26 protein-coding genes and 1 pseudogene are annotated in these 26,613 nt (G+C 60.4%); 18 read left to right on the forward strand and 9 right to left on the reverse strand.

The window, feature by feature from the left end; all coding sequences use genetic code 11:
- The first annotated feature begins 97 nt into the window (after window positions 1-97).
- The 3 genes from H610_RS0101320 (at window position 98) to H610_RS0101330 (ending at window position 3,596) form a co-directional block, all read left to right on the forward strand.
- Window positions 98-793, forward strand: a complete 696-nt coding sequence (locus H610_RS0101320) for a response regulator (protein ID WP_028238029.1) — start codon at window positions 98-100, stop codon at window positions 791-793.
- Window positions 790-2,118 (forward strand): sensor histidine kinase, encoded by a 1,329-nt coding sequence (locus H610_RS0101325; protein ID WP_028238030.1) that lies wholly within the window; start codon window positions 790-792, stop codon window positions 2,116-2,118. Before H610_RS0101320 ends, H610_RS0101325 begins: the two co-directional genes overlap by 4 nt.
- Before the next feature lie 89 nt (window positions 2,119-2,207).
- Window positions 2,208-3,596, forward strand: coding sequence for an MBL fold metallo-hydrolase (locus tag H610_RS0101330; protein ID WP_028238031.1), 1,389 nt, complete (start codon window positions 2,208-2,210; stop codon window positions 3,594-3,596).
- A 55-nt stretch (window positions 3,597-3,651) separates the two neighbouring features.
- On the opposite strand, the gene H610_RS0101335 is transcribed toward H610_RS0101330, so the two are convergent.
- From H610_RS0101335 to H610_RS0101350, 4 genes are read right to left on the reverse strand one after another with little or no spacing between them, the layout of a single operon-like run.
- Window positions 3,652-4,434 (reverse strand): sulfite exporter TauE/SafE family protein, encoded by a 783-nt coding sequence (locus H610_RS0101335; RefSeq protein ID WP_028238032.1) that lies wholly within the window; start codon window positions 4,432-4,434, stop codon window positions 3,652-3,654.
- A gap of 51 nt (window positions 4,435-4,485) precedes the next feature.
- Window positions 4,486-4,911: a YeeE/YedE family protein gene (locus H610_RS0101340; RefSeq protein ID WP_028238033.1), complete on the reverse strand. Its 426-nt coding sequence runs from the start codon at window positions 4,909-4,911 to the stop codon at window positions 4,486-4,488.
- A 9-nt stretch (window positions 4,912-4,920) separates the two neighbouring features.
- Entirely contained in the window at window positions 4,921-5,352 is a 432-nt protein-coding gene (locus H610_RS0101345) for a YeeE/YedE family protein (protein WP_028238034.1), read from the reverse strand.
- Entirely contained in the window at window positions 5,349-5,687 is a 339-nt protein-coding gene (locus tag H610_RS0101350; protein WP_028238035.1) for an ArsR/SmtB family transcription factor, read from the reverse strand. The genes H610_RS0101345 and H610_RS0101350 overlap by 4 nt, the downstream gene beginning before the upstream one ends.
- Before the next feature lie 188 nt (window positions 5,688-5,875).
- Between H610_RS0101350 and H610_RS0101355 the strand changes: the two genes are divergently transcribed.
- The gene (locus H610_RS0101355; protein ID WP_021207410.1) at window positions 5,876-6,310 is read left to right on the forward strand and encodes a hypothetical protein; all 435 of its coding nucleotides are present in this window, start codon (window positions 5,876-5,878) and stop codon (window positions 6,308-6,310) included.
- Window positions 6,311-6,321: 11 nt separating this feature from the next.
- A complete protein-coding gene (locus tag H610_RS0101360) occupies window positions 6,322-7,071 on the forward strand; it encodes an MBL fold metallo-hydrolase (RefSeq protein WP_028238036.1) in 750 nt (249 codons plus the stop codon).
- A gap of 799 nt (window positions 7,072-7,870) precedes the next feature.
- Here H610_RS0101360 and H610_RS0101365 read toward each other — a convergent pair.
- From H610_RS0101365 to H610_RS0101375, 4 genes are read right to left on the reverse strand one after another with little or no spacing between them, the layout of a single operon-like run.
- Window positions 7,871-8,833: an SdiA-regulated domain-containing protein gene (locus H610_RS0101365; protein WP_028238037.1), complete on the reverse strand. Its 963-nt coding sequence runs from the start codon at window positions 8,831-8,833 to the stop codon at window positions 7,871-7,873.
- A gap of 41 nt (window positions 8,834-8,874) precedes the next feature.
- On the reverse strand, window positions 8,875-9,231 hold the full coding sequence (locus H610_RS24655; protein ID WP_084166340.1) for a TraR/DksA family transcriptional regulator: 357 nt from the start codon (window positions 9,229-9,231) through the stop codon (window positions 8,875-8,877).
- Window positions 9,232-9,236: 5 nt separating this feature from the next.
- Entirely contained in the window at window positions 9,237-10,088 is an 852-nt protein-coding gene (locus H610_RS0101370; protein WP_028238038.1) for a universal stress protein, read from the reverse strand.
- Window positions 10,089-10,101: 13 nt separating this feature from the next.
- The gene (locus H610_RS0101375; protein WP_028238039.1) at window positions 10,102-11,589 is read right to left on the reverse strand and encodes a SulP family inorganic anion transporter; all 1,488 of its coding nucleotides are present in this window, start codon (window positions 11,587-11,589) and stop codon (window positions 10,102-10,104) included.
- 574 nt (window positions 11,590-12,163) lie between these two features.
- Here H610_RS0101375 and H610_RS0101380 point away from each other — a divergent pair.
- The 13 genes and pseudogenes from H610_RS0101380 (at window position 12,164) to H610_RS23045 (ending at window position 26,192) form a co-directional block, all read left to right on the forward strand.
- On the forward strand, window positions 12,164-13,702 hold the full coding sequence (locus tag H610_RS0101380; RefSeq protein ID WP_028238040.1) for an MBOAT family O-acyltransferase: 1,539 nt from the start codon (window positions 12,164-12,166) through the stop codon (window positions 13,700-13,702).
- A gap of 18 nt (window positions 13,703-13,720) precedes the next feature.
- Complete coding sequence (locus tag H610_RS0101385; RefSeq protein ID WP_028238041.1) at window positions 13,721-15,640, forward strand: HAD-IIIC family phosphatase; 1,920 nt, start codon at window positions 13,721-13,723, stop codon at window positions 15,638-15,640.
- Window positions 15,637-15,885, forward strand: coding sequence for an acyl carrier protein (locus H610_RS0101390; RefSeq protein WP_028238042.1), 249 nt, complete (start codon window positions 15,637-15,639; stop codon window positions 15,883-15,885). The genes H610_RS0101385 and H610_RS0101390 overlap by 4 nt, the downstream gene beginning before the upstream one ends.
- 34 nt (window positions 15,886-15,919) lie before the next feature.
- A complete protein-coding gene (locus H610_RS24660; protein WP_084166341.1) occupies window positions 15,920-16,936 on the forward strand; it encodes a hypothetical protein in 1,017 nt (338 codons plus the stop codon).
- A gap of 23 nt (window positions 16,937-16,959) precedes the next feature.
- Entirely contained in the window at window positions 16,960-17,910 is a 951-nt protein-coding gene (gene rfbD, locus H610_RS24665; RefSeq protein ID WP_084166342.1) for a dTDP-4-dehydrorhamnose reductase, read from the forward strand.
- Window positions 17,911-18,086: 176 nt separating this feature from the next.
- The gene (locus tag H610_RS0101395) at window positions 18,087-19,151 is read left to right on the forward strand and encodes a nitroreductase family protein (protein WP_201768339.1); all 1,065 of its coding nucleotides are present in this window, start codon (window positions 18,087-18,089) and stop codon (window positions 19,149-19,151) included.
- Window positions 19,152-19,159: 8 nt separating this feature from the next.
- The gene (locus tag H610_RS0101400) at window positions 19,160-20,344 is read left to right on the forward strand and encodes a polysaccharide pyruvyl transferase family protein (protein WP_028238044.1); all 1,185 of its coding nucleotides are present in this window, start codon (window positions 19,160-19,162) and stop codon (window positions 20,342-20,344) included.
- Window positions 20,345-20,996: 652 nt separating this feature from the next.
- Entirely contained in the window at window positions 20,997-21,881 is an 885-nt protein-coding gene (locus tag H610_RS0101405) for a DUF3577 domain-containing protein (protein ID WP_028238045.1), read from the forward strand.
- Window positions 21,882-22,063: 182 nt separating this feature from the next.
- Entirely contained in the window at window positions 22,064-22,891 is an 828-nt protein-coding gene (locus H610_RS0101410) for a DUF932 domain-containing protein (RefSeq protein ID WP_003291505.1), read from the forward strand.
- A gap of 234 nt (window positions 22,892-23,125) precedes the next feature.
- A pseudogene (locus H610_RS23035) lies at window positions 23,126-23,572 on the forward strand (DDE-type integrase/transposase/recombinase); the annotation flags it as partial.
- Window positions 23,569-23,817 carry a mercury resistance system transport protein MerF gene (gene merF, locus H610_RS23040; protein ID WP_003291507.1) on the forward strand — a complete coding sequence of 83 codons (249 nt, stop codon included), beginning with the start codon at window positions 23,569-23,571 and terminating at the stop codon, window positions 23,815-23,817. The pseudogene H610_RS23035 and the gene merF, both read left to right, overlap by 4 nt.
- Complete coding sequence (gene merA, locus H610_RS0101425) at window positions 23,817-25,487, forward strand: mercury(II) reductase (protein WP_003291508.1); 1,671 nt, start codon at window positions 23,817-23,819, stop codon at window positions 25,485-25,487. Before merF ends, merA begins: the two co-directional genes overlap by 1 nt.
- 78 nt (window positions 25,488-25,565) lie before the next feature.
- Complete coding sequence (locus tag H610_RS23045) at window positions 25,566-26,192, forward strand: RNA polymerase sigma factor (protein WP_003291509.1); 627 nt, start codon at window positions 25,566-25,568, stop codon at window positions 26,190-26,192.
- Between the two features lie 91 nt (window positions 26,193-26,283).
- Here the strand turns inward: H610_RS23045 and H610_RS0101435 are convergent, their stop codons facing one another.
- Window positions 26,284-26,580 (reverse strand): hypothetical protein, encoded by a 297-nt coding sequence (locus H610_RS0101435; RefSeq protein WP_003291510.1) that lies wholly within the window; start codon window positions 26,578-26,580, stop codon window positions 26,284-26,286.
- Between the last annotated feature and the right edge of the window lie 33 nt (window positions 26,581-26,613).

The following is a 26,613-nucleotide window of genomic DNA, read 5'->3' on the forward strand; positions in this document are numbered from 1 at the left end:
AGCGACGTTGAGGCGCGAGCAACTCGGCGTACCATCTGCTAACGCGCCGTTAATCCAGGCGGACGATACTGACTGCTACCTATCAAGCGATTCCCACATGCACGTACTGCTGACAGAAGACAACGCACTGATCGCCAGTGGCATCGTCGCCGGGCTCGAAGCCCAGGGCTTCAGCGTGGCCCATGCCGCTACGGCCGGGCAGGCCGACTCGCTGCTGCGCACAGCCAGCTTCGACCTGATGATTCTCGATCTGGGTCTGCCTGACGAAGACGGCCTGCGCTTTCTGCAGCGCCTGCGCCGCCGCGGCCTCGAGCTGCCTGTGCTGATCCTGACCGCCCGGGATGCGGTAACCGAGCGGGTCTCCGGGCTTCAGGCGGGCGCTGACGACTACCTCGTCAAACCCTTCGACCTGCGTGAGCTCGCCGCCCGCCTGCATGCCCTGCTGCGCCGCGCTGCCGGTCGGGCGACACAGATGATCGAACACGGCCCGCTGAGCTACGATCCCGCCGCCTGTGCGGCGTTCATGGCAGGCGAACCCGTGGACCTGTCGCGCCGTGAACAGGCGCTGCTCCAGGCGCTACTGCAGAATCCCGGCCGCGTGCTATCGGCCGAGCAGCTCAAGGACGCCGTGTACGGACTGGGCGATGACGTTGAAAGCAACGCCCTGAATGTCCATATCCACCATCTCAGGCGCAAGCTGGGTAACGGCATCGTCGAAACCGTCAGGGGGATCGGTTATCGCCTGGGCCCTGCCGGCCATGCGTCGGCTCCCACCGAGGCACCCAACCCATGAGCTTGCGCCTGCGCCTGACCCTCACCCTTGGCTCGGCCTTCGTGCTGCTCTGGGCGCTGGCCGCGACCTGGATGCTCTTCGATGTTCGCAATCAGTTGATGCAGTCCCTCGATCAGCGCCTTGCTGCGTCGGCGCGGATGGTCGCGGGTCTGCTGGTGCAATTGCCGCAACCGCAACTGGGCGAAGGCACCCGTCTGAGCGCCGAACAACTGGGCATCGAGAACGGCCTGGCCTGCCAGATCAGCTCTCTACGGGGTGAAATCCTGGCGCGCAGCCATGCGACGCCAGACAGTGCCCTCGACGCTCAGCGCACCGGATTTCACGACCAGATGATCGGCGATACCGCCTGGCGTAGCTTCACCTTCATCCAGAACGGCATGCGCATCACCACGGCCGATCGCCTTGACGAGCGCAGCGCACTCCAGCGTTCGGTGCTCCTGGCCGCGGCGCTGCCGGTTTTCGTCGCGTTGCTGGGCAGCCTGATCGTGTTGTGGATCGGAATCGGCAACGGCCTTGCGCCGCTCAGACGAATACGCATGGCCCTGGCGCAACGCAGCGCCGATTCAGTGGAGCCGTTGCACATCGAACGGCTGCCGCGAGAGCTGACGCCCCTGGTCGAAACCCAGAACCAGCTGTTCGCGCGGATCGCGCACATGCTCGAACGCGAACGCCGGCTGACCGATGACGCCGCCCATGAACTGCGCAGCCCGCTGACCGCCATCAAGACCCACCTGCAGGTGGCGGCCATGACCGAGGGCGATACCGCGAAACGGGCATTGGCCCAGGCCGAGGTCGGCACGGATCGTCTGCACCGGATCCTCGAACAGCTGCTCATGCTGGCGCGAGTGGAAGGCCGCGTGTCCTTTGATGACGGGCTCAGTTGCACGGCGCTCGAAGTCGCGCAACTGGCGATCGCTGACGCCAGCCAGCAGCCTGGGCCGCACATCGAGCTGTGCGGGGCGCAAGAGGTCTCCCTTCGCCCACTGGCGATGCCGCCCACCCTGGCGGTCGCGGCATTGCGCAACCTGCTCGACAATGCCCGCCGCCATACCCAGGACGGCACGACCATCCGCTTGACGATCTCCCAGCTGGATGAAAGCCGGGTTCGCTTCAGCGTGCAGGATCACGGCTCGGCCATCCCGCCGGAAATGCTCGAGCGTCTGACGGAGCGCTTCTGGCGCAGCGGCGAAGGTGAAGGCAGTGGTCTGGGCCTGTCCATTGTCAAGGCGATCGCCGAGCGCTGTGCCTGCGATCTGCGTTTCGTACCGCAGGCGGATGGTCTCGTCGTCGAGCTGGTGGTCAGCCTGCAGGCTCCCGCTCCCTGATGACGGCATCTCGATAGCCTGAACGTCCAGCCACGCACACCGTCCGAATAGTTGACTGAGCAATCCGTTAACCATCGTCGGAGGTGGCAATGCTTGTTTTCGAACCTTTTTATACAGACGGCCTGGCGCAGATTTCCTATCTGATCGGCGACAGCAAGGCCGCGGTAGCCGCGGTCATCGACCCCCGCCGCGACATCGATATCTACCTGCAAATGGCCAAGGCGCGAGGCCTGCGAATCGCCTACGCCATCGAAACACATATCCATGCCGACTTCGTGTCCGGCGCCCAGGCGCTGGCGAAGCGCACCGGGGCACAGATCATCGGCGGTCGCGCGGATAACTACGAGTTCGAGCTTCGCCAGGTCAGCGGTGGCGAGACCATAGAGCTCGGGCAGGCCACGTTGCAAGTCATGCACACGCCCGGGCATACGCCAGAACACATCTCCCTGCAGCTGTTCGACGCCCAGCAGGGCGACCAGCCGATCGCGCTGTTTACCGGCGACACCCTGTTCAACCTGGACGTCGGGCGCCCCGACCTGCTGGGCGAAGGCAGTGAACGAAAACTCGCCGGCGCGCTGTACCACACACTTTTCGATCACTACCTGCCCCTTGGCGACCGGATCGAAATCTACCCCTGCCACGGCGCCGGCTCGGCCTGCGGCAAATCCATCGGCGACCGACGCCACTCCACGCTCGGCAGCGAGCGTCTCTTCAACCCCGCGTTGCGCGAGCAGCGGAGCGAGGACGAGTTTATCGATTGGCTACTGGCGGACATGCCGGAACCACCCCGTCACTACGCGCGCCTGAAACAGCTGAACGTGCGTTCGGCCGTACAGATGGAGGGCGCTTCCCTACCACCGCCACTCGCGCCGTCCGAGTTCGAGACACTGGCGGCGCGCGGCATGCAGGTCGTGGACGTCCGCTCGATCCTCGCGTTTGGCGGCGGGCACGTGCCCGGGGCGATCAACATTGCCCTGCGCAACGAGTTCGTGAACTGGGCTGGCTGGATGCTCGACGACGCTCGCCCGATCCTGCTGGTGGGCGAATCGGCCGACGATGTTCACCAGGCTGTCACCCAGCTCTACCGGATAGGCCTTGACGATATTCGCGGCTATCTACGCAACGGCATGACGGACTGGCAGAACGCGGCGCTACCGCTGAACAGGCTTCAGGAATGGACGGTTCATGAACTGAATGCACGTCGTGAAGCGCCCGATGTGCAGGTGCTGGATGTACGCAGCCCTCAAGAGGTCGCGGCGGGCCGGGTGCCTGGCGCTAGGCACATCTTCGTCGCGCACCTTGCTGACCGGCTCAACGAGCTGGATCCGGACAAGACCACCGCCACCTACTGCGGCTCCGGCTATCGCGCCTCCATCGCCGCCAGCATCCTCAAGAAGGCCGGCTTTCGTGATGTGGCCAATGTTCCGGGCTCCTGGATGGCCTGGAAGGCGGCAAACCTGCCGGTCCAGGAAGGCTAACGTCTTATCCGGTCGCGCGGCGCAGGTGTCTGGCTTGCTACCTGCGGGCGCGCGATCAGAAGGCGACTTGAAGCAACAAAGCCGACGCGGCAACAGCCGCTACCAACCCGAAGCCTCGCTGCAGCACGCGCCCGTCCAGGCGAGATGAAACCGTGCGGCCGGCAAACATCCCCAGCACCGCACCGGCCGAAAACGGCAGCGCCACTGCCCACTGAATGCCACCCGTCAGCGCGGCGGACAACACGCCGCTGACCGACACCAGGCCGATGACCGCTAACGACGTGGCGGCAATCGAACGCATCGGCAGATCACTGAAGCGACTGAGCGCCGGAACCAGCACGAACCCGCCGCCGACCCCCAGCAAGCCGGAGAGAAAACCCGCCAGGGTACCGGACGCGGCGACGGTCGCTGCACAGCGTGAGGTCCAGTGAAAACGGCCCGTCTGCGGGTTCAGCCGACAGGGCACGGCTCTCGGGTTCGAGTCATCGTTCGGCGGGCGCCTGAATGCCCTGAAGGCAACCCAGAACATCACCAGCGCAAACACCACGGCAAGCACATCGTGCTCTACCCGCGCGGCCAGCCAGACGCCGACGGGCGCGAGCAGCACACCGCAGCAGGCCATCAGGGCCGCCGCCTTGTACCGGACAATGCCGTCCCTCAAACCAATCACCGCCCCGACCCAGGCCGCGAGCCCGACCGCCATCAACCCGATGGGCGCGGCCTGATGCAGCTCGAGCCCGACCACGAAGATCAGCAACGGTACGGTGAGAATGCCGCCGCCGGCACCGGTCAGCGCCAGGACGAGGCCGACCAATAGCCCGAGCCCGACCTCAACCATCGTTGCGCTCCGGAAGCCTTAGATCTTTCGATTTACAGCGACCGCAACCTTTCACTGCGGCTTCCCTGAAAAGCGTGTCTGCATCTCGTAGAGCGCCATACCCGCCAACATGGCGAGGACAAAGATCAGCGGTTCGCTCCGACCACTCAAAAGCGTCGCGACCGCCGGACCCGGACAGTAGCCGGCCAGCCCCCATCCCGCTCCGAATGCCAGGCTGCCCAGCACAAGAGGGCGATCGATCCGGGTGGCGGTGGGCATTCGCATGACATCTCCCAGCACCGCCCGGGACCGTTTGGAGGCGAAATAGAACCCGACACTGCCGACCGCAATCGCACCGCCCATAACGAACGCGAGCGAGGGGTCCCACGGACCGGCCAGATCGAGAAAGGCGATCACTTTGGACGGATTGGCCATCCCTGACAGGATCAGGCCGAGGCCGAAAATCAGCCCCGCTACAAAGGCGCTCAGCAATTTCATGGCAACTCCTCAGCCCAGCAGGTGGCGGATGACGAACACGGTCAGAAAGCCGCTGGCCATGAAGGCGGCCGTCGCGACCAGCGAGCGCGGCGACCGTCGCGACAACCCGCAGACGCCATGCCCGCTCGTACAACCGGAGCCATACCGCGTGCCGATCCCGACCAACACACCAGCCGCGATTAGCGTCAAGGTGCTCGCCTCTACGTCGATGTCTGGTTGCTCGAACGCGGCCTGAAACAGCACCGGCGCGATCACCAGCCCGGTAATGAAGGCAACACGCCAGAGCACATCGCCTTTGCCTGGCCGCATCAAGCCGCCGATCACGCCGCTAATGCCCGCGATTCTTCCGCTCAACAGAATAAACAAGGTCGCAGCAAGACCGATCAGCGCGCCCCCGGCGAGCGAGGACCACGGTGTGAAATGTACCCAGTCAATCGTCATGTCGAGGGTTCCTCGCGTTCGGGATGCTGACAGTAAAGCCGGTAGAGCACCTGCATAACCTCCATCGCTTGTTGGCTGGCGATGCTGTAATGCACTTGCTTGCCCTCGCGTCGGGTGCTGACCAAGCCGTTATGGCGCAGCACCGTGAGCTGCTGCGACAGGGTCGGCTGCACAATGCCCGTCGCATTGGCGAGGTCACCCACGCAGTGCTCACCCTGGGTCAGCTGGCAGAGCAACAGCAGGCGGTCAGGGTTGCCGAGCACTTTCAGCAAGCCGCAGGCGTCCGCAGCACTGCGACGAAGCGTTTCGATATCGAGATCTGCCATGTGGGCCATTTTGTTCAGGTGGGTCAGGTGGATTTGACAATACGATTTATCAATATATATTTCAATAGATCGTATAGGCGCTACAGCGGACGCCCGGTCGGAACTCGACGTCCCGCACTCGTCCTAAAAATATGCGGCATCGCTGTGACTTTTCACCTCGCCGCGCCCACCCCGCCGGCGCGAACCAGGAGATCAACATGTCATCGATACAGCAAAACAGTACCAATCATGACCAGGCGGACCGGGTTCGCCGCTCAACGTCCCAACCTGTGAATCAGGAAATCGATCGGCAAACGGACGAGAACATTCGTCGATTCAGCGGGATGGGACGAAGCGCAATCCTTCAGCGTATCGACGCCCTGGATCGCGAGTGGGACGTGGAGCGCGTGCTTGAGGTCAATGCCTCCTCGCTCGCGCTGTCTGGCTTGCTACTTGGCCTGACAGCAAACCGAAAGTGGTTTCTGCTGCCTGGCGTCGTGCTGCCGTTTCTTCTGCAACACGGCTTGCAGGGCTGGTGCCCGCCGCTGGCGATCTTGCGCCGGCTGGGTATCCGCACGCGGGGCGAGATCGATCAGGAAAAGTATGCACTGCTCAGTGCGCTGGAACAGGCACCGCTGAACACTCACCACTAGCCGAGACCATCATGATATTTCGCCAGCTGTTCGAGCCCGTGTCGTCCACTTATACCTACGTACTCGGGTGCGAGGACACCGGCCAGGCCGTGCTCATCGACCCGGTCATTTCCGCAACGGACCGCGACCTGGCCGAGCTGGCCAGGCTGGACCTGCAGCTGGCGTTCACCTTGGATACCCACATACATGCCGACCACATCACCGCCGCGCTGGAGCTGAAGAAGCAGACCGGCTGCCGTATCGCGGGGCCGGCTATCGACAAGTTGCCCTGCACGGATGTGGGCATCGAAGAAGGTGTCCCTTTCATCGTCGGCAGCCTGCAGTTCACACCCTTGCATACCCCCGGGCACACAGACGGGCACTTTGCCTATCTCCTCGCTGATCGCCTGTTCAGCGGTGATGCATTGCTCATCGACGGCTGCGGTAGGACTGACTTTCAGAACGGCAGCGCCGACGACCTGTTTCACAGCGTTAGAAACAAGCTGTTCACGCTGCCAGACGACACCCTGGTCTATCCCAGCCATGACTACAGCGGTCGACGAGTCTCGACCATCGCCCAGGAAAAGCAGCGCAATCCCCGACTCGGTGAAGCGATAACGTTGGAGCGCTTCCGCGACATCATGGCGGAACTGAACTTGCCCTATCCCGCGTTCATCGATCACGCCGTGCCGGGGAATCGCCAGTGCGGCGTATGCCCACCCGACCTGACGGATAATTTCCGTCGCTATTGCGAACAGGTTGAGCACAGTCCTGAGGGTTGAGCACGTCATGCCAGCCCCCTTGAGGCCCGGGGAATCCATCACCGTTCGCAGCCTCCAGGCGACGTTACCAAGCATCCATTTCGCTACGTGAGGGATTGAATATGAAGACCCCTGATCGACCCCGTTTCCGCGTGAGCGCAAACCGGCAATCGGGAAGCCGCCGCGTTCGCTATGTCGAAACTAATCATCCAGATAGCCAGAACTGCACGATTTGCCAGCTGGATGAGGAAAACCCATCGTCTATCGAGGCGTCTTCCAGCGCGCAAAACTCCGACGAGCAAAAACCTGGTGCCAAACCGGAGCTATCCGGATAGATCGTTCAAACCACCAAACCCTCGGTATCTGATGGGCGGGGCTTGGCGCTCATACCCTGCGATATGAGTTTCGGTCTCGCCGATTCGCCCATCTACCACTTCGTCAGGACAAAAAAACGAGCTCCGCTAACGCGCCCTTATCTACTTTTAGCTGAAACCTGCCCTTCGCGACAGGCCGCTTTTGGCCGATTGCGGACTCCCGAGACAGGCTGCTTTCGGCCAATTGCGGCAGCCGCATTAGGGTGACTCATATCGGCCCTTGAGGAGGGCATACAACGTATCTGTCCTAGAGGGTACCGATCCGGCTCGTGATTCACGGAGCATCTTTCGACGGGTAGAGACTCAAAGGCGACAATGCTAGGACAGTCATTGGCCTGAAGCAGATCTAGCGAAGGGCTGCTTCCGGGCCCAGAGGCGAACTCAGAACACTACCCATCCGCCTAGCGCCCCAACAACCCGAGCGCAACTGTGTAGGTTGGCGCCGGTCAATCTGACTCCCGGGCGAAGCGATAGAACAGGTTCGGCTCGCTTACCACGTATAAATTGCCATCAACGTCGATGGTTACGCCTTCGGCTTGAGGTATACCCTTCTGCAGGCCCGCAAAGCCGCTCGCTAGGGAGCGGAAGCTCACAACCTTGCCCTCATCGGTCATTTCAATCAGCAACTTCGATTCGTCGCTGAGCAAAACCAAATGCCCGCTCTGTTGATCGAAGACGACAGACGAGAGGTCCGTGGCGAATACCTTATCCTTCACCGTGCTGGAAAGGTCGCGGATACGCAGCGAGAAGTCATTGCTCAGGCTCGCACGAAGACCATGCACCTCCAATAACTGTCGAGGATCACGCTCCTTAGTCACGAATAAGCGGTCGCCTTTCAAGTCGTAAGCCAGCCCTTCAAGGCCCTTGTTGTCTGCCTCGCCAAGCGACAAAGTCAACGAAGGGTATTGGTCACGGCTCAATGCTCGACCGGGGGAGAGCTTACCGTCTGCGTCTATGGGGACATCCACGATAACCAGGCTCTGCCGACGTTCCTCGGCGATTACCAGCTGACCATTGCCGGCGTAGGACACCGCTTCCACATCTTGAAAGCCAGCCAGGTTGTAACGTCGCTTCACGTCGCCGTCACGACTGAGCGCAAGCAGTTCGTTAGGGCCGTTTGTGACAGCCCACAGCAGATTTTGGTCTGGATCGAATGTCAGCCCCGAAAGGTTGGTGTCCACTCCAGAAACCGGTTTTGCGTCCAGCTTGACCCGATAGGCTGGCAGCCATACTGAGCGCTCCTGCCAATCTTCGGTGTGCCAATAGGTGTTGATCCAGTAGTACAAACGATCGTCCAGATGATGGGTACGGATTTGGAATCCAGTGATCAACACTAGGCCCACCAGCCCCCATACCCAAGCGCTTACTTTCCGGCTTCGGCTCAACAAATATTTATCCATCGAATACATTGAAAACCCCGTTCATTGCACCTGACGCGACAAGCCGACTTTCAACGCGACTCATGGCCGGTTGCGCAGGCAATGCACAGTGATGCGGCAGGGTCGAATTCCAAACGGCCCGCCGCAATCATCTCGCCGCATTGGCTACACCAGCCATACTCACCTTCTTGCCAGCTTTTTAGGGCGAGCTGAAGACGTGTACGCTCACGTAGTGCCCGACTGCGGATGGCATCGTTCATCGCTTGCTGTTGAAGTGCATCCATTCTCGACAGCCGACCTACCTTGCTCTGGTCCAGCTCTACCGATTGCGAGCGAGACTCAGCGCCCTCCAATAGCGGCTCCAGATCGGCAAGCCGCTGCTCCATTAAGATTTTGAAATATGCAAGGTTCAGGTCGCTGTCGTTCATGGCTGTTAGCGCAGCAGCAAGAGCGGGCTGGTGGTGGTCCGGAGCATGCTGGTCGTGGTACTACCAACTAGGAGCTGCCGGATGCGCGAATGGCCATAGGCACCCATCACGAGCAGATCGATTCCATGCTCCTTTTGGTAGCCGTGCAGCGTAGGCTCGATCTCACCGTTTCGAACCTCGGCAAAAACGACATAGCCGGCATTAACCAAAATGTCCTTTGCCCAGCCTAGCTGAGCGGATGATTCGTGGCTTTCTTGCCCCACCATGACCAAATGGATAGGCAGCCCCTTCAGCAGGGGGCTGGTCGCCAGCATCTCCACGCCCTTGCGGGTGGTAGCACTACCATCGAAGGCCAGCATTGCACTCTCAGGTGTCTGAAAGTCGACCGGCGCTACCAGGATTGGCCGGTGCATGATGCGTATTACGTTCTCCAGCTGGCTCCCAACGTGCTGGTTGAGACCACTGCTCGATTCGCCCTGGCGACCTATTACGAGCAAGCGCGTTTCGCCCTCTAGCTCTTGAAGACAATCCAATAGATCGCCGTGGCGTTGTTTGCATTCCGGCGCGTCTACGTCTCTCATCATCGCTCGGTCTTTCGCCGCAGCCAGCATGATTCTCCCTTGTTCAAGCGCGAGCTTACCGCGCTGCTCGTCCAGGGAGGCCAGCTCATCTAGCAGGTGCTCGCGGCTGCCGAGACCGATGGTGCCGCTCAGATCTGCTGCAACCGGGTACTGCCTCTGATCCAACACGTGCACAAACATCAGTGGGGCTTTAAGGCTAACAGCAGCCCACGCTGCATAGTCGCAAACGGCCGGGGCTGAGGCAGAACCGTCGATACAGGCGATTACTTTGGTCATGCTTATCTCCTTCTTAGTGGCCCATTAGCTGGTCGATGGCATCAGGTTTATCGTGAACACCGAAGCGGTCCACGATCGTGGCGCTTGCCTGATTGAGGCCCAACACCTCAACCTCGGTGCCTTCACGACGAAGCTTGACAACGACCTTGTCCAGCGCAGCGACAGCCGTAATGTCCCAGAAGTGGGCGCGACTGAGATCAATAGTCGCTTTGCTCAGTGCCTCCTTGAAGTCGAAGGCAGCGACGAATTTGTCCGCCGAGCTGAAGAACACCTGACCGGTGACTTTATAGGTGCGGTGCTCTCCGGCTTCGTCCAGTGAGGATTCGATCTCCATGTAATGACCGACCTTGTTGGCGAAGAACATTGCAGCCAGCAGTACGCCAGCCAATACGCCATAGGCGAGGTTGTGAGTGGCGACTACGACAACCACCGTGACCACCATGACGATATTGGTCGATAAAGGGTGCCTCTTCAGGTTGCGCAGCGAATCCCAGCTGAAAGTCCCGATGGCCACCATGATCATCACCGCGACCAGCGCGGCCATGGGAATCTGAGACAGCCACTCGCCAAGGAACACCACCATCAGCAGGAGGAACACACCAGCAGCCAGTGAGGAAAGACGCGTGCGGCCTCCGGATTTAACGTTGATGATCGACTGACCGATCATGGCGCAGCCGGCCATCCCTCCAAGAAGGCCGGAGGCGATGTTGGCGACACCCTGGCCTTTGCACTCGCGGTTCTTGTCGCTACCGGTATCGGTCAGGTCATCGACGATGGTCGCGGTCATCATCGACTCCAACAGACCGACGACGGCCAGAGCGGCTGAGTAAGGGAATATGATCGCCAACGTCTCGAATGTCAGCGGCACTTCCGGCCAGAGGAAGATCGGTAACGTATCGGGCAGGTCGCCCATGTCGCCGACCGTACGTATATCGAGCCCCAGATAGATCGCCACAGCGGTCAGCGTCAGGATGCAGACCAGAGGTGAAGGGATGACCTTGCCAATCTTCGGCACGTAGGGGAACAGGTAGATGATGCCTAGGCCCGCTGCCGTCATCGCATAGACATGCCAGGTCACGTTTGTCAGCTCTGGTAGTTGCGCCATGAAGATTAGGATCGCCAGGGCGTTGACGAAACCTGTCACGACTGAGCGCGAAACGAAGCGCATGAGCGAGCCGAGGCGTAAGTAGCCTGCGCCGATCTGTAGCACGCCGCAGAGTAGCGTCGCTGCCAGTAGATACTGCAGACCATGCTCCCGGACCAATGTCACCATCAGCAGCGCCATCGCACCAGTGGCAGCCGAGATCATGCCTGGACGACCGCCGACGAAAGCGATCACCACGGCGATACAGAAGGAGGCGTAGAGGCCGACGCGCGGATCGACCCCCGCGATAATCGAGAAGGCGATGGCTTCTGGGATCAGCGCTAATGCGACGACGATGCCAGCGAGGATGTCGCCGCGGATGTTGGAGAACCAGGTTTGTCTTAACGAGTGGAGCATTAGATTTCCCAAGGCAATAAATCGTCAGCACAACGCAACGCAGCCAGCCGCGAGAGCAGTACGATCAAAATATTTTTGAGGTTACGGCAGATCTAAAAAGATGCACGCAGGAAGAAGCGACCGCTGTAGTACAGCCGTCACGGGTAAAGCGAGGGGGCGGAGCGCTATGGCGGCGTAGGCAACCAGAGAGGTGTTTGCAGGTTCATCGTTTAAATCGATTTGGTTGAACCCCGGAAGGATACAGTACCCGACCATCGTTTTCGACCTCTTGCAAATATTGGTTCTTCGCGGAGCTGTCGACTCATGCTAGCCATAACCGGCGAATCCCTGACACATCTGAGGTCATCTTGGCCGCAGACCGTAGCCAAAAGGCTGTTACTCAGCTCCAGACCAGTCGTGAGCGGGTGCTTTGCGAATCGAAAAAAATGAGCGGGTATAGGTTGAAACTTTTCATTACGACCGGCACTCCGATTGCTTAATTGGCTCGCCCGGCCCGATAGCTAAGTCGGACTAGGTGGCGGGTTTCATAAAATCAACGGCAGTGCAGGGATTGTCACTGCGGCGGAGCAAGGAAATGCTGTTCAACTCCCTCGTATTCATCGCCGGGTTCCTTCCGGTTGTTCTCCTAGGCTTCATTCTTCTCGCAGGCACTGGCAGACAACGCTACGCAGCCATCTGGCTGACGCTGGCGTCCTTGGTCTTCTATGGCTGGTGGAACCCGAGCTACGTTCCGCTTCTGGTCGGCAGCATGGTGGTCAACTACCTCATCGGCGGCCACCTGATGCGACGACCGTCGCGAATGGTGCTGGTGCTGGGCGTCGCCTCCAACGTGGCGCTGCTCGGCTACTACAAATACACCGGCTTTCTGTTCGGGACGCTCGACGAAGCGTTCGGCCTTGGCTGGTCGGTCGGCGACATCCTACTGCCGCTGGCAATCTCATTCTTCACCTTTCAGCAGATCGCCTATCTGGTCGACGCCCATGACGGAGAGGTGACCGAACACGACTTCGTCAATTACTGCCTCTTCATTAGCTTCTTTCCACAGCTCATCGCCGGCCCGATCACTCACCACGGCGAGATGCTCAAGCAGTTCAAGGACAGCACCACCTTTCGCCCCCGGCTGGACAATATCTCGCTGGGCCTGACGGTATTCCTGCTCGGCTTGTTCAAGAAGGTGATCATCGCCGACCCCCTGGGCGCCAAGGCTTCGCCCATCTTCTCGGTGGCCGCCGACGGCACCGTTCCGGCGCTCTATGACGCCTGGCTCGGTGCCCTCTCCTATACCTTGCAGATCTACTTCGACTTCTCGGGGTACAGTGACATGGCGATCGGCCTCGGTCTGATGTTCGGGTTGCGGTTGCCGGTCAACTTCAACAGCCCATTCAAGGCCCGCAATCTCATCGACTATTGGTCGCGCTGGCACATGACGCTGACGCGTTTTCTGACTGCCTACATCTATAACCCGATCGTCATGCGCATCACGCGCTCGCGGATGGCCGCTGGCAAGCCGCTTCCACGGCGCGGCAAGATGAACCTAAGCACATTCGTAATACTCGTGGCCTACCCCACCGTCTTGACCATGTTCATTTCCGGCGTATGGCACGGCGCGGGTTGGCAGTTTGTGGTGTTCGGTCTGCTGCACGGGTTCTACCTAGTGGTCGCACACGGCTTCCGGGCGCTCAAGGCCCGACAAGGGATGCCGCTGGACAGCGACAAAATCTGGTACCACGCCGGCGCGGTGCTCTTGACCTTCCTTTGCGTAGTCGTAGCGATGGTGTTCTTCCGCGCGCAAAGCGTGACGGCTGCAATGGCGATCCTGTCAGGCATGGTCGGCTTGAGCGAGCTAAGCACCAAGTTCGACAAATCCGACTTCCTCACCGTGGCTCTGTTGCTGGCCTTCGTTTGGTTGATGCCCAACGTGCAGCAATGGATGGCGCGCTTTCAGACATCACTGGATGCCCGGCCGCGCGAGCACTGGCTGCTTCGCAGGTTGCCCATCACCGCCTGGAGCCCGACGCCTGCGGTCGGTTTCGCAATCGGCGTCCTGTCGTTCTTTGCCCTTGCCGTGGCGTTTTCCGTCGCCCCTACCGAGTTCCTTTATTTCCAGTTCTGAGAATGGAGTTAAACGCTAATGGATCAGCTTTTATGGTTAGCGCAGCACCCTGATCTTGGCGCCGCCCTCAGCGAAGCCAAGCGCGAGTCCGATGCCATCGCTCGTCTGGGTATGGCCACAAGGCTCGCCGGCTACCGACGCGACTTTACCCACACCACTCGCCTGGACCGGCTTGCGAGCGAGGGACTTGGCGCTATTGCACGTGGTGACTGCACCGCCCCCGAATTGCAGCCCATGCGCATTGCACTGCTGTCTTCACACACAGTGGATCATCTGGTCCCGTCGATCCGCGTGGCCGGGTTGCAGCGCCGCCTGGCGTGCTCCGTGTATGTCGCGCCTTATGGCATGTACCGCCAGGCACTGTTGATGGAAGACGCGGAGCTTGCGCGTTTCGCCCCACAATTGATCGTCCTTGCGCTGGACGCCCGTGATGCCCCGCTGCAGCTGCCGCTGGAAGCCTCTCAGGCTGAGGTGGACGCCGCAATCTCCGAACGTATCGACGAGCTGCGCCTGCTCTGGCGTCGAGCGCGTGAGCGATACGCCGCTCAGGTCGTGCAGCAGACGATAGTACCGGCTGATCCGCCGCTGTTCGGCTCCTTCGAAGCCCTGGTGCCGGCGGCGCCGTTCGCCCTGATCGAGCGTTTGAACGCTGCTATCCGCGAGGCCGCACGCGATGATGGCGTGCTGTTGTTGGACCTGGCCTGGGAAGCCGCACGCGGAAGCTACGGTGACGGCCTCGCCGAACCCGTACGCTGGCATCAGGCCAAACAGCTGGTCAGCCCGAACCTCGCTCCGCTGTATGGCGAACAATTGGCACGCATCGCTGCGGCCAGCGTTGGCATGTCGCGCAAATGCCTGGTGCTGGATCTCGACAATACACTGTGGGGTGGCGTCGTCGGGGACGACGGCGTTGATGGCATCAAGCTGGGCCAAGGCTCACCCTGCGGTGAGGCCTTTCTCGCCTTCCAGCGTTACGCCGCACTGCTGGCGCGGCGCGGCATCATTCTCGCGGTGTGCAGCAAGAACGACCTGAGCGTGGCCGAAGCAGCATTCAAACACCCGGAGATGGCGCTCAAGCGCAGCGACATCGCCGCGTTCGTTGCCAATTGGGAAGACAAGGCCGGCAATCTGCGGCGCATCGCCTCGATGCTCGATATCGGTCTGGACAGCCTCGTCTTCGTCGATGACAACCCGGCCGAACGCGACATTGTGCGCCGCGAATTGCCAGAAGTGGCGGTGCCCGAACTGCCTGACGACGTCGCCGACTACCCGGCCCGAGTCGCAGCCGCCGGCTACTTCGAAGCCGTCTCGTTCACCCCCGACGATGCCACGCGCGGGCGCAACTACGCCCTGAATGCCGAACGCAAAGCAGCCATGAGCCACGCCACCGACATGGAGGGCTACCTGCGCGGCCTCGAAATGGTGTTAACGGCAACCCCAATTGGCTCCGCCGAACTCGCCCGCAGCACGCAGCTGATCAACAAAACTAATCAGTTCAACCTCACCACGCGTCGCTACAGCGAAGCAGAGGTCGAGCGCATTGCCAGTGATCCTCGATCCGTGACGCTGGCGATTCGTCTGACCGACAAGTTTGGCGACAACGGTTTGATCAGCGTCCTGATGGCAAGGCCCGATGAGGCATTTCCTGAAGACGAACTACTGATCGACAGCTGGCTGATGAGCTGCCGAGTATTGGGCCGCCAGGTCGAGGAAGCCGTGCTCGACGTGCTGGCCAGCACCGCGATCCAGGCCGGCTATAAGGCTCTGATCGGCGAATACCGGCCGACGGAACGCAACGGCATGGTCGCTGAGCATTTCGCACGATTGGGTTTCACCCAGCGCCCCGCTCCGGCCGACGCGTCCAGCGAGACGACATTCTGGCGTCTGGACCTTACACACGACACCCCTTCCCGCCACTTCATCGAGGTAAAGGCATGACCGAAGCAGATGTACTCAAGGAACTTACAGCGGTTTTCCACGATGTGTTCGACGATGACAGCATCGTGCTCTCGCCAGAGATGACCGCTAACGACATCGACGGCTGGGACAGCCAGACACACGTCATGCTCACGGTCGCAGCAGAACAGCGTTTCGGCATCAAGTTCAGGACAGCGGAGCTGGAATCGCTGCGCAACGTCGGGCATTTCGCTGAAGTCATCAGCAAAAAGCTTGAGGCGCGGTAATGACAGCTAAGGAGATTTACCCAAGGAGGGGACAATGATCAACCAACCCGCAACACCCCGCCGCGTCGGGCTAGGCTATTTACTGCCGTTGCTCGGTGGCCTGACATGCGCGCTGGGTGCTTTTGGCTTGTCGCTTTTCGGGCTCGAGCGGACGGGTAACCTTCCGCCCCCTGCGTTCTCGAACAGTTTGTGCGTAGACGAGAAACTCCAGCAGCTCCGTGAACACCCAGTGAAGTCACCCGACACGCTAATCATTGGCTCATCCGTTGCCTGGAGGCACGTTGACGGTGACCAGCTGGTAAAACGCTCTCCGACCATCAAGCCTTTGAATGGCGCATTCTGCGGGCTTTCGGCTAATCAGTCGGTTTACGTAGGTAATTGGCTACTTGATCGGGAGCCCACCATTCGCAGAGTGGTGATGGTAATTGATCCGCAGGATTTCGCTGGATGCTGGAAGGCTCCTGATGCGGTTTTCAACCGAAACGATGCAGACGCCTTCGTATATGAAAAAGCGCCGCGGTTGCCCTATTACATCCGCTATTTCTCACCGGTTTCGTTGATGCGAAATGCTTTGACCGTCAAAGATCAGCGAAGCGGAAAAAATGAATGGGACCCGCTCGTTTTCGATAGCTATGGCGGCGGCCCGTTAGATACCACGAACAGCCGCAGGCTGCTTTATGGAAAGCCCGACGCCCTTGATCACAGTTGCTTCGCGGCGCTCAGTGATATGGCCGATCGGTTGAAGCGAGAAGCACGAAAGTTCACTGTAGTCTCAACCCCGCTGCATCCGGACTGGAAATCGAAATACGATCCCGATGGTACATTTCTCGCGGACTTTGATTTCAGGGTAAAGAAAAGCCTCGAATTGGCTAATGCGAAATACTGGAATGCCGATAGAGAGCTTGATACTCCTGCCGGCGACTTTGTGGATGCCATCCACCTAAGATGGTCAGCGGCTAAGCGCTTCTCGGCTGTTCTTGCAGAACGCCTGTACATGTCCAGCCCTTCGATTGAAACCAACCTAATGGTTGGTGCAGGATTAACCCCTTAGTCAGTTAGCAGTGAAAGCCTCCGATGCTCCAAGACTCCATTTCCAACCAATTTGCCACAACTTTTCTGGTGTGTGGAGGATCGGGCCAAATAGGGCAAAGCATCGTTCAGCAAGCGCCCGGTCGAGGTATAAACGCCGTCGCGCCATCTAGCCGAGCCCTCGACATCACAAATGCTGCGTCAATCGATGCTGCGCTGCGGCGCTACCAACCAGCATTAATCATTAACTCAGCAGCTTATACGGATGTCGATGGCGCGGAGCACGATGCTACACGCGCATACGCCATCAATAGAGATGGCGTCCACCGGCTCGCAGAGGCCGCGGATCGAGCGGGTATCCCGATCTTCCATATTTCAACTGATTATGTATTCAGCGGAAACGGGAACAGAGCCTATGCAGAAACGGAACCGACTGAGCCGTGCTCTGTTTACGGCGCTAGCAAACTTGCAGGGGAGCACATCCTAACGGAGCTGACCGCACGCCATTTGGTGATTCGTACTAGCTGGGTCTACAGCACCCACGGCAAGAACTTTGTAAAAACGATGCTCCGGCTGGGCCGAGAGCGCTCCGAACTCTCGATCGTAGATGACCAGATTGGTTGTCCGACATATGCAGTCAGCATCGCGCGAACGCTTCTTGAGCTTGGTAGCCGCTACGTTCAAGAGGGCGAACTGCCATGGGGGATCTACCATTACAGTGGCGGGCCAGCTTGCTCGTGGTATGAGTTTGCATCTGAGATCTTTAAACAAGCCATAGCATTTGGGCTTCTTGAAAGCGCGCCCAAATTGAATCCTATTCTGACCAGCAATTACCCTACCCCAGCATGCCGACCCGCTTGGTCCGTTTTAGACTGCCAGAAATTCGAATCTACCTTTGGCATCCCTACTAATGACTGGCGAAGTGAGCTGCACGATTTTTTTGCGGCGTTAACTGCTTGTGAAAATGTGCCCCATCTTCCGGCGGGCATGAGCTAACGCGCAGAACTGTTTGCCTTCGAATATTAGTTTCGAACGTTTGCACCTCTCGGCGAAGCATCCAGTCACATTTTTTTTGACGCCAAAAGCAACATAGAGGCATCTCTAGGGTCTTGTGTCAGGCGCAACGGTGGGCTATCGAAAGGTCCACGCCCTAAACAATCGGAGACTTGACCTTGCCAGTCAGCATTAAACGCGTCGTTCAGCTATTGCCCGAGCCAGTCAAAGATGCGCTCAAGGCTGTGCGGGACAATACCCGCTTAGGGATGGTCCGGTTGTTCTCCAGCAACGGATTTCTGTCCTCGGTCTACTACTGCCTGATCAGCCGCGAGTTCGACCGCGAGCACCGTGCGGTGCTGCTGGGTCGCCTGCAGTTCGCCCGGCTGATGCAGGGCAAGGGCGAAAACAATGCGTTCCTGCGCCGCAATGTTCACCGGCTGGAGAAAGGCCTGATCATGCGTCCCCGGCGCAGCACCTTTGCCGAGGATTACATCGGCCCGACCGTACGCTGCTTTGCCGATGCCACCCGGGGCGGCGTCATGACCGGTCAGCAACGTTGGGCCAACGATGTGCTCACCGATTACTTCTCGGCCGTTCAAAGCACCCCACGGATCGACTCGGCGCGACGTGAGTTTTCCGGCACTCAACGCGATGATGACCTCAGCCGCTGCGTGCCTTACCCGCACAGCGATCTGCCGGAATGCCCGGTCAGCTACGACGAACTCATGGTGCTTTTCCGTCGCCGCCGCTCGGTGCGCTGGTATCAGGACAAGCCCGTCAGCAATGAGCTGATCGAGCAAGCCGTGCGCGCCGCGACGCTGGCACCGTCGGCCTGTAATCGCCAGCCCTTCCGCTTCTATGTCAGCAACGACGCGGCCAAAGCAGCCGACATCGCCCAGTGCGCCGGCGGCACCGGTGGCTTCCACGACAACCTGCCCTGCGTGATCGCAGTGGTCGGTGACCTCGGCTCGTACCCTGAAGCGCGCGACCGCCATGTCATCTATATCGACGGCTCCCTGGCCGCCATGCAGCTGATGCTGGCCTTCGAAAGCCTCGGGCTGTCCACTTGCCCGATCAACTGGCCGGACATCGAAGAGGCCGAACGACAACTGGCAAAGAAATTGGGCCTGGCCTATCACGAGCGCACGGTGATGCTGCTGGCGGTGGGCTATGCCGATCCAACGGGAGGGATTCCCTATTCGGACAAGAAGACCGAGCAAGACTTGATCGTTTTTAAATGAGGTAAGCGATGATTATCGAGATCAGAAAGGCAGGATTCGTCAATAAAGGCGCCGAGCTGATGTTGCATGCAGCACTGCAGAAGCTGAAAACCCGGTATCCAGACGCTACCTTCGTCATGGCTCCAACCACCGAGAAATCGGATCACCCGTTCCGCAAGCTGGTGCAGCTGGGCTTCTACCCCAAGGCATCCCTGTGGCGCTACGGGATTCAGTGGGGCAACCTGGCCAACTTCGCGCCACGTCCACTGCGTGAGATGTACGGGGTGGTATTGGATAAGGAAGTCGACGTGGTAATCGACGCTGCCGGCTTTGCCTACAGCGATCAGTGGGGCGACGATCCGAGCATCGAACTCGCGCAGTCAGTCAAAACCTGGAAGAAGAATGGCACCCGGGTGATCCTCTTGCCGCAGGCCCTTGGCCCGTTCACCACCGAGAAGATCCAGGCCGCGATGAAGACCGTGGCCGAAAATGTCGATCTGATATTCCCCCGTGAACGGGTGTCCTACGAACTGCTGACAGACCTGACCGGCGAGCGGGCCAACATCAGACAGGCGCCAGACTTCACCAACCTGATCAGCGGCGTAATCCCGGCCGATTTCGATGCCGAACAGAACCGCTTCTGCATCGTCCCGAACTGCCGGATGCTGGACAAGACTGACCAGCAGACACGCGATGCCTACCTGCCGTTCTTGATCACCTGTACGCGCTACCTGCTAGAAAAAGGCGCCAAGCCCTTCGTGCTGGTGCATGAGGGCAAAGGTGATCTGGCGCTCGCCGAGAAGCTGTCGTCTGCAGTTGGCGGCATCCCGATCGTCCGGGAAAGCGGCCCGCTGGAAATCAAGGGCATCCTCGGCGCCTGCAGTGGAACGCTGGGTAGCCGCTTCCACGGTTTGGTCAGCGCGCTCTCTCAAGGTGTGCCGGCGCTGGCCACCGGATGGAGCCACAAATATCAGATGCTGTTCGAGGACTACGGCTTCCCTGAAGGGCTGGTGCAGGTCACCAGTGATGAGGCCGAGATCAAGCGCAAGCTGGATCTGGTGACGGACGAGAGCGCGCGCATCGCGGCACTCATCCAGACCCGTACCGCCGAGCTCAAGCAGCAGTCCGAGCAAATGTGGCAGCAAGTGTTCGCGACCATAGACCAGTGCAACGCCGCCAATCGTTCAGTGCAGCCTGATCAAGTCACAGCTTGAGTCAAGAAGCCATCGACCGACTGGGCATAGGCAGGCGGTCACTAGGCTACATAATTACTGCAATGCGCGAATGCTAGACGTTCCGCTTGGGTCGATTGCAGTTCTTAGCTAATGGCTGCTTTTGGCCGATTTCTGCCTTTAGATATAGTCTGTAGATTCAGCCTACCAAACGACAGCTGCGGGTCGGCTGTTACCGATCCCTACTGGTGGGAAGACCTCTCCTCAAAATCGATTCACGTAACGCTCTCTAATCGATTCCCGAGACGCTGAACGCCAGACGACTTCAGCTACGCCTGCTTGGCCAAGTTTATCTATGCAACGATACCAGCCCCATCACCAGCTATTGCGGCGACTGACCAATGCGGTCGCGCGCGATTACCGATTCCCCCTGGCCGAGAGATTCGCGTAGCGCCAGGCTCACCCCATGTTCCGCTGACGTTGTCAGCGACATGCCAGGCAGCTTCGGTCTTCAAGGCTGCTCATGGTTTCCCCGTGTGACCGACCCCGTTCGCACCGCATCCCTCGCGCGAACGCCTACTGGCTTGCCGGTAGCGGATGCATATGTTCCTCAACCCACCGCGGGGTTACGCACCTCCCCGCATTGGGCCGGTGTGTCTTCGCTTTCTTGTTCCCAAGTCAATGGAGATCCGCCATGACCAGCACTACTTCCAATCCAAAGTCGTACTTCGACATCCACACCTCGGGCATCGGCTACATCCAGCGTGTCCGCGAAGTACAGGTGAAGGGTGGCCGCAAGGCTATGCCATTTCTCGCGTGCACTGTAGCGGCGCTCTTCGGGCCTGCAAATAACCCGGTCCGACGCTACTTCGACGTGCGGGTTTCAGGTGCCGAAGCCAAGAAACTCCTCCAACCCTACATCGGTACCGATGATCCCCAGCAACGGCCACTGGTCCGCTTTCGTCTCGGTGATCTGTGGATCGATCCGTTCCGTCGGCTCTCGGGCGATCCAGCTGCCAGCATGAAGGCCCGGCTACTCAAGGCCGAGGTACTGGAGCGCAGCGCCTTGGACGAAATCGAGCATCACGAGCTGCATACCCGCGGTATCGGCTACTTGAACAATCCCAGGATGATCCCGAACGGCGGTGATCCGTTCCTCTCGTGCTCAATTGCAGCCTTGGCCGGCCCGGTTGGCGATCCCGAGTATCGCTATATCGAGGCCACCGTAGCTGACGACGGCGCCCAACACCTGGTGCAGCGCTGCATTCAGGCCGTTGAAGCGAAGAAGAAGGTGCTGCTTGCCTTCACGCTCAACGACATGAAGGCGGATGCCTACGTCCGTACCAAAGGTGAGCATGCTGGTGAAGTGAGCGGAAGCCTGAAGTCGAAGCTGGTTCGCGTCAGCCTGATCAAAGTCGACGGCGAAAAGGTCTATCCGCTAGAGCCCGAAGCCCCCGCTCTCGAAGACGTTCACGCGTCCGACAAGACGGTTCTCGCCGAGGACGACAACGGTGGCCCACAACCCACTGCCCTCATTTTGGCCCCTGTCGAGGAGCCCGCGCGGGTGGCTTCGTTCTGACCCACTGGGCCTAACCTAGGGCACGCGTCCCGCACCTTCCATGCCCCGGCACCTCGGTGTCGGCGGCATGCGCAGCTTACCTCCCGTTATCGCCCATCTTGGGGCTTTCTTTATCCCATGCAATCAGACGTGCCGGCCTTCCAACCCGCATGTGATTGCCGCATTTCTCAAGGAGAACGGCCATGCAACTCGCCTCTCGTTTCGCTTCGCGCTCGCCAATACTGCGCTCTGACCATCCACTTTCCGATGATCAGATTCGCGCAGTGGTACCGTCGATCTTCGCGGAAAACCCGCATGAAAGCCGATCCGAGCGATACAGCTACATTCCCACCGCCTCGGTGCTCACCGAACTGCGCGGAGAGGGTTTCCAACCTTTCATGGTGTGCCAAACCCGCGTGCGCCACGAGGACCGCCGCGAATTCACTAAGCACATGGTTCGCCTTCGCCACGCCAGCCAGATCAACGGCAACGAAGCGAATGAAATCATCCTCCTAAACTCGCACGACGGCACCAGCAGTTACCAGATGCTGGCCGGTATGTTCAGGTTCGTCTGCCACAACGGCTTGGTCTGCGGTAACACCCTCGCCGATGTCCGCGTACATCACAAAGGCAATGTCGCCGAGCACGTAATCGAAGGTGCCTATGAGGTCTTACACAGCTTCGAACAAGTGCAGGAGTCTCGCGACGCGATGCGCCTCATCACCCTGGACGAAGGCGAGCAGGAACTACTGGCCCGCTCTGCATTGGCGCTCAAGTACGACGCGCCGAACAAGGCGACGCCAGTCACCGAGGCTCAGATACTGATGCCTCGCCGCTTCGGCGACGGTGGCAGTGACCTGTGGTCCACGTTCAATCGTATTCAGGAAAACCTCCTCAAAGGCGGTTTGAACGGGCGCAGCGCCCATGGCCGCCGCCAGAGCACCCGGCCAGTCCAAGGCATCGATCAGAACCTGCGGCTCAACCGAGCACTGTGGATGCTGGCCGAAGGCATGCAACAACTGAAGGCCTAAGTGCCACGCGGACCTCGCCCTCAGGCGTGGTCCGCCATTCTCTATTCAATGCGTGCTCAGCACCCCGGGGACCGAGGAATCTCACACCCATCGCAAGGAGAGCAGCCATGCAGCCGCACGCCCTAAAACACAGATGCTGGAACATCGGTTTGCATTGGCCATGGCGTGCGGCATGTGATTGCTGGTCGCCTCACTCTCCACACTGCTGACCGGTCTGGATGCGCGCAGCGGGGATTTTCAATAGACCGCTTCGCCCGACGGATCGTTGGCTAGCGGGTCTCCAGTTCGGCCCGTACCGACTTCGTTCTCGATGCGCTGGAGCAGGCCTTGTATGCCCGTCGCCCAGTCGATCAAGGTGGCCTCATCCATCACAGCGGACGCGGCGCCCAGTATGTTTCCCGCTACACCGAGCGCCTGGCTGAAGCGGGCGTTGAGCCGTCAGTGGGCAGCGTCGGCGACTCCTATGACAATGCCTTGACTGAGACCGTCAGCGGGCTGTACAAGGCCGAAGTGATCCACCGGCGATCATGGCAGAGCCGCGAGACGGTGGAACTGGCAACGCTGGAATGGGTGGACTGGTTCAACCATCGACGATTGCTGGCGCCCATCGGGAACATACCGCCCGCGGGAGCCGAAGCGATCTACTATCGGCAATTTATCGAGTCTGCCCAAGCGGTATGACTCACACCAAAGAGCCTCCGGAGAATGCGGGGCGGTTCAGGTCGGTAGTGGCGGCAGTCTGTTGTTTCACGCCGGTGCTGGTGGTTCTGTTTGGAGCAATCGGCCTATCCGCCTGGGTAGGCTACCTGGACTACGTACTGTTTCCGGCGCTCGGCGCCTTCATTGCGCTGACCCTTTATGCCCTGCACAAGAAGCGTAAAGCCGAGGCCTGCTGCACAGTCGATTCGAATACGGGAGAAAAGTGATGATCGAACTCCAGGTGGAGGGCATGACCTGCGGATCGTGCACGGAGCACGTCAAACAGGCATTGGAGCAGGTGGCGGGTGTGCGCTCGGCGAGTGTTTCCTATCCGCAGGGGCTGGCAGCGATCGCGACCGATGGCCATGTGGGCTTGGAGCCGCTTATCGCGGTGGTCACCGCACTCGGTTATCGCGCGCGGGGCGCCGACGGCTCTGCCGGTCCATTCGACCAGGCGTCGGGCTGGTCGGGTCGGGAAACTACACAGGCGGGCGATGAGCAATCGCTGCACGTTGCCGTCATTGGCAGCGGCGGCGCCGCCATGGCGGCCGCGCTCAAGGCGGCGGAAGGTGGTGCCCGCGTCACGCTGATCGAGCGCGGCATCATCGGCGGCACCTGCGTCAACGTGGGGTGCGTGCCCTCCAAGATCATGATTCGCGCCGCCCATGTAGCCCAGCTGAGGCGCGAGAGTCCGTTCGACGCCGGGCTGTCGGCCACCACGCCGGTCGTCCTGCGCGAACGGCTGCTCGCCCAGCAACAAGGTCGCGTCGACGAGCTGCGCCATGCCAAATACGAAAGCATCCTGGAGTGTACCCCGGCCATCACCGTGCTGCGCGGCACCGCCCGCTTCAGGGATGGCCGCACGCTCAGCGTGGAACTGGCCGAGGGCGGCGAGCGCATCCTTGCCTTCGACCGCTGCCTGATTGCCACCGGCGCGAGCCCGGCGATTCCGCCGATTCCAGGCCTTAAGAACACGCCCTACTGGACCTCGGACGAGGCGCTGGTGAGCGACAGCACTCCCAAACGTTTGGCCGTGATCGGTTCCTCGGTGGTGGCGCTGGAACTGGCGCAGGCATTCGCCCGCCTGAGCAGCAAGGTCAGCATCTTGGCGCGCCACACGCTGTTCTTCCGCGAAGACCCAGCCATCGGCGCAGCGCTGACGGCGGCCTTCCGTATGGAGGGCATCGAAGTGCTGGAGCACACGCAAGCCAGCCAGGTGGTCTACGCCGACGGCGAGTTCGTATTGAGCACCAACCACGGCGAACTGCGCGCCGACCAACTGCTCGTCGCCACCGGCCGCACGCCCAATACCCAAGGCATGAATCTGCAAGGCGCCGGCGTGAACCTGGATCAGCGCGGTGGCATCCAGATCGACACGGGCATGCGCAGCAGCGCCCCCGATATCTATGCGGCAGGTGACTGCACCAACCAGCCGCAGTTCGTCTATGTCGCGGCGGCGGCCGGCACTCGGGCGGCGATCAACATGCTTGGCGGCGAGGCGACACTCAATCTTGGTACGATGCCGGCCGTGGTATTCACCGATCCGCAGGTGGCCACCGTCGGTTACAGCGAGGTGGAAGCGCACCACGCGGGCCTCGAAACCGACAGTCGCACGCTGAGCCTGGACAACGTGCCACGCGCGCTGGCCAACTTCGACACCCGTGGTTTCATCAAGCTGGTCGCCGAAGCGGGCTCCGGCCGGCTGCTGGGCGTGCAAGCGGTGACTCCAGAAGCAGGCGAGATCATCCAGACCGCTGCCATCGCCATCCGGGCGCGGATGACGGTGCAGGAACTGGCCGACCAACTATTCCCCTACCTGACCATGGTCGAGGGATTGAAGCTGGCGGCGCAGACCTTCACCAAGGACGTGAAGCAACTGTCCTGCTGCGCGGGTTAAGGGAAGACCGGACCGTGCCAGGAGACGAGAGCCAAGGCTGTTGCATCAGTGAGATCGCAACAGCCGAGGAGGTGGAGAGTGGACACCCGCATCACCACAGCTTGCGGCGCCGGGACGCAGACCGAAGGGGCCAGCGCGGAGCGATTGCGTAGTGGCGACCGAGAGGCATTCACGGCCCTGGTGCGTGAGCATCATCAAGCACTACGGACGCTGGCTGCCTGCATCGTCGGCGAAGCCTGGGCCGACGATGCGTTGCAAGAGGCCTGGCTCGCCGCCTATCGGACGCTGCCCTGGTCCGAAGGGCGGGCCAACCTCAAGACATGGCTCTGGGCAATAGTGCGTAACCAGGCACTGGCCCGGCTGCGGCGGGAGCGGCGCTACGTGCCCTGGGCGGCGATGTTCCCGGAAGCAGACAGCGGCAAGAGCCTGCGCTTCGACGCGGCCGATCCCTGGCCGACGACTCCGGGCCCCTGGCATCAGGAGCGGCCGGAAGCGCTGTTGTGCTCCGCCGAGTCGGCCCAGTGTCTGGGCCGCGCCATCGCCGCGCTGCCGGGTGCGCAACAGCGCGCCTATCGGCTGCGCGAGATGGAGGGCCTGGAACTCGACAATATCGCCGAGGGCATGGCGACCTCCAGCGGCAACGTGCGCGTGCTGCTGCACCGGGCCCGCTCCGCGTTGAGGCGTGTGCAGTTCGATGCTGCATAGTGGAAACCTCATTCATGGCGCGATGGATTCGTTTAGGCTAGGTTTTACCCGTGACCCATTCGCCGCTTTCTCATCTTTCAAGAAAGAATTTCTAAGCGTCTTCGTAGCTGCGGCTGCTCGCCCATTCCAAGTCATACTGCACTTCAAGGTGAAAGGCCTCATAGAGTCGCCAGGCCTTCTGGCTGGCTTGCTCCAAGGCCTTCTCCACCCCGGCTTCTGTGAGGGGTTTACTGACATCAGGCTGGGCTGGGAGCTGTTCACGAAGCGACGCGAGCTTCACATAGACGGCATAAGCAGCATCGCGACTCTGGGCGGCATGCCCTTCGGCAATTTTGCCGTCCAATCTAGACATCAACTGTTCTATCTCTGTTGTCTCAACGTCAGTCACAAGCTACGCGTCTCCGTTTGGGAAATGAGGGGC

Source organism: Stutzerimonas azotifigens DSM 17556 (assembly GCF_000425625.1).
GTDB lineage: Bacteria > Pseudomonadota > Gammaproteobacteria > Pseudomonadales > Pseudomonadaceae > Stutzerimonas > Stutzerimonas azotifigens.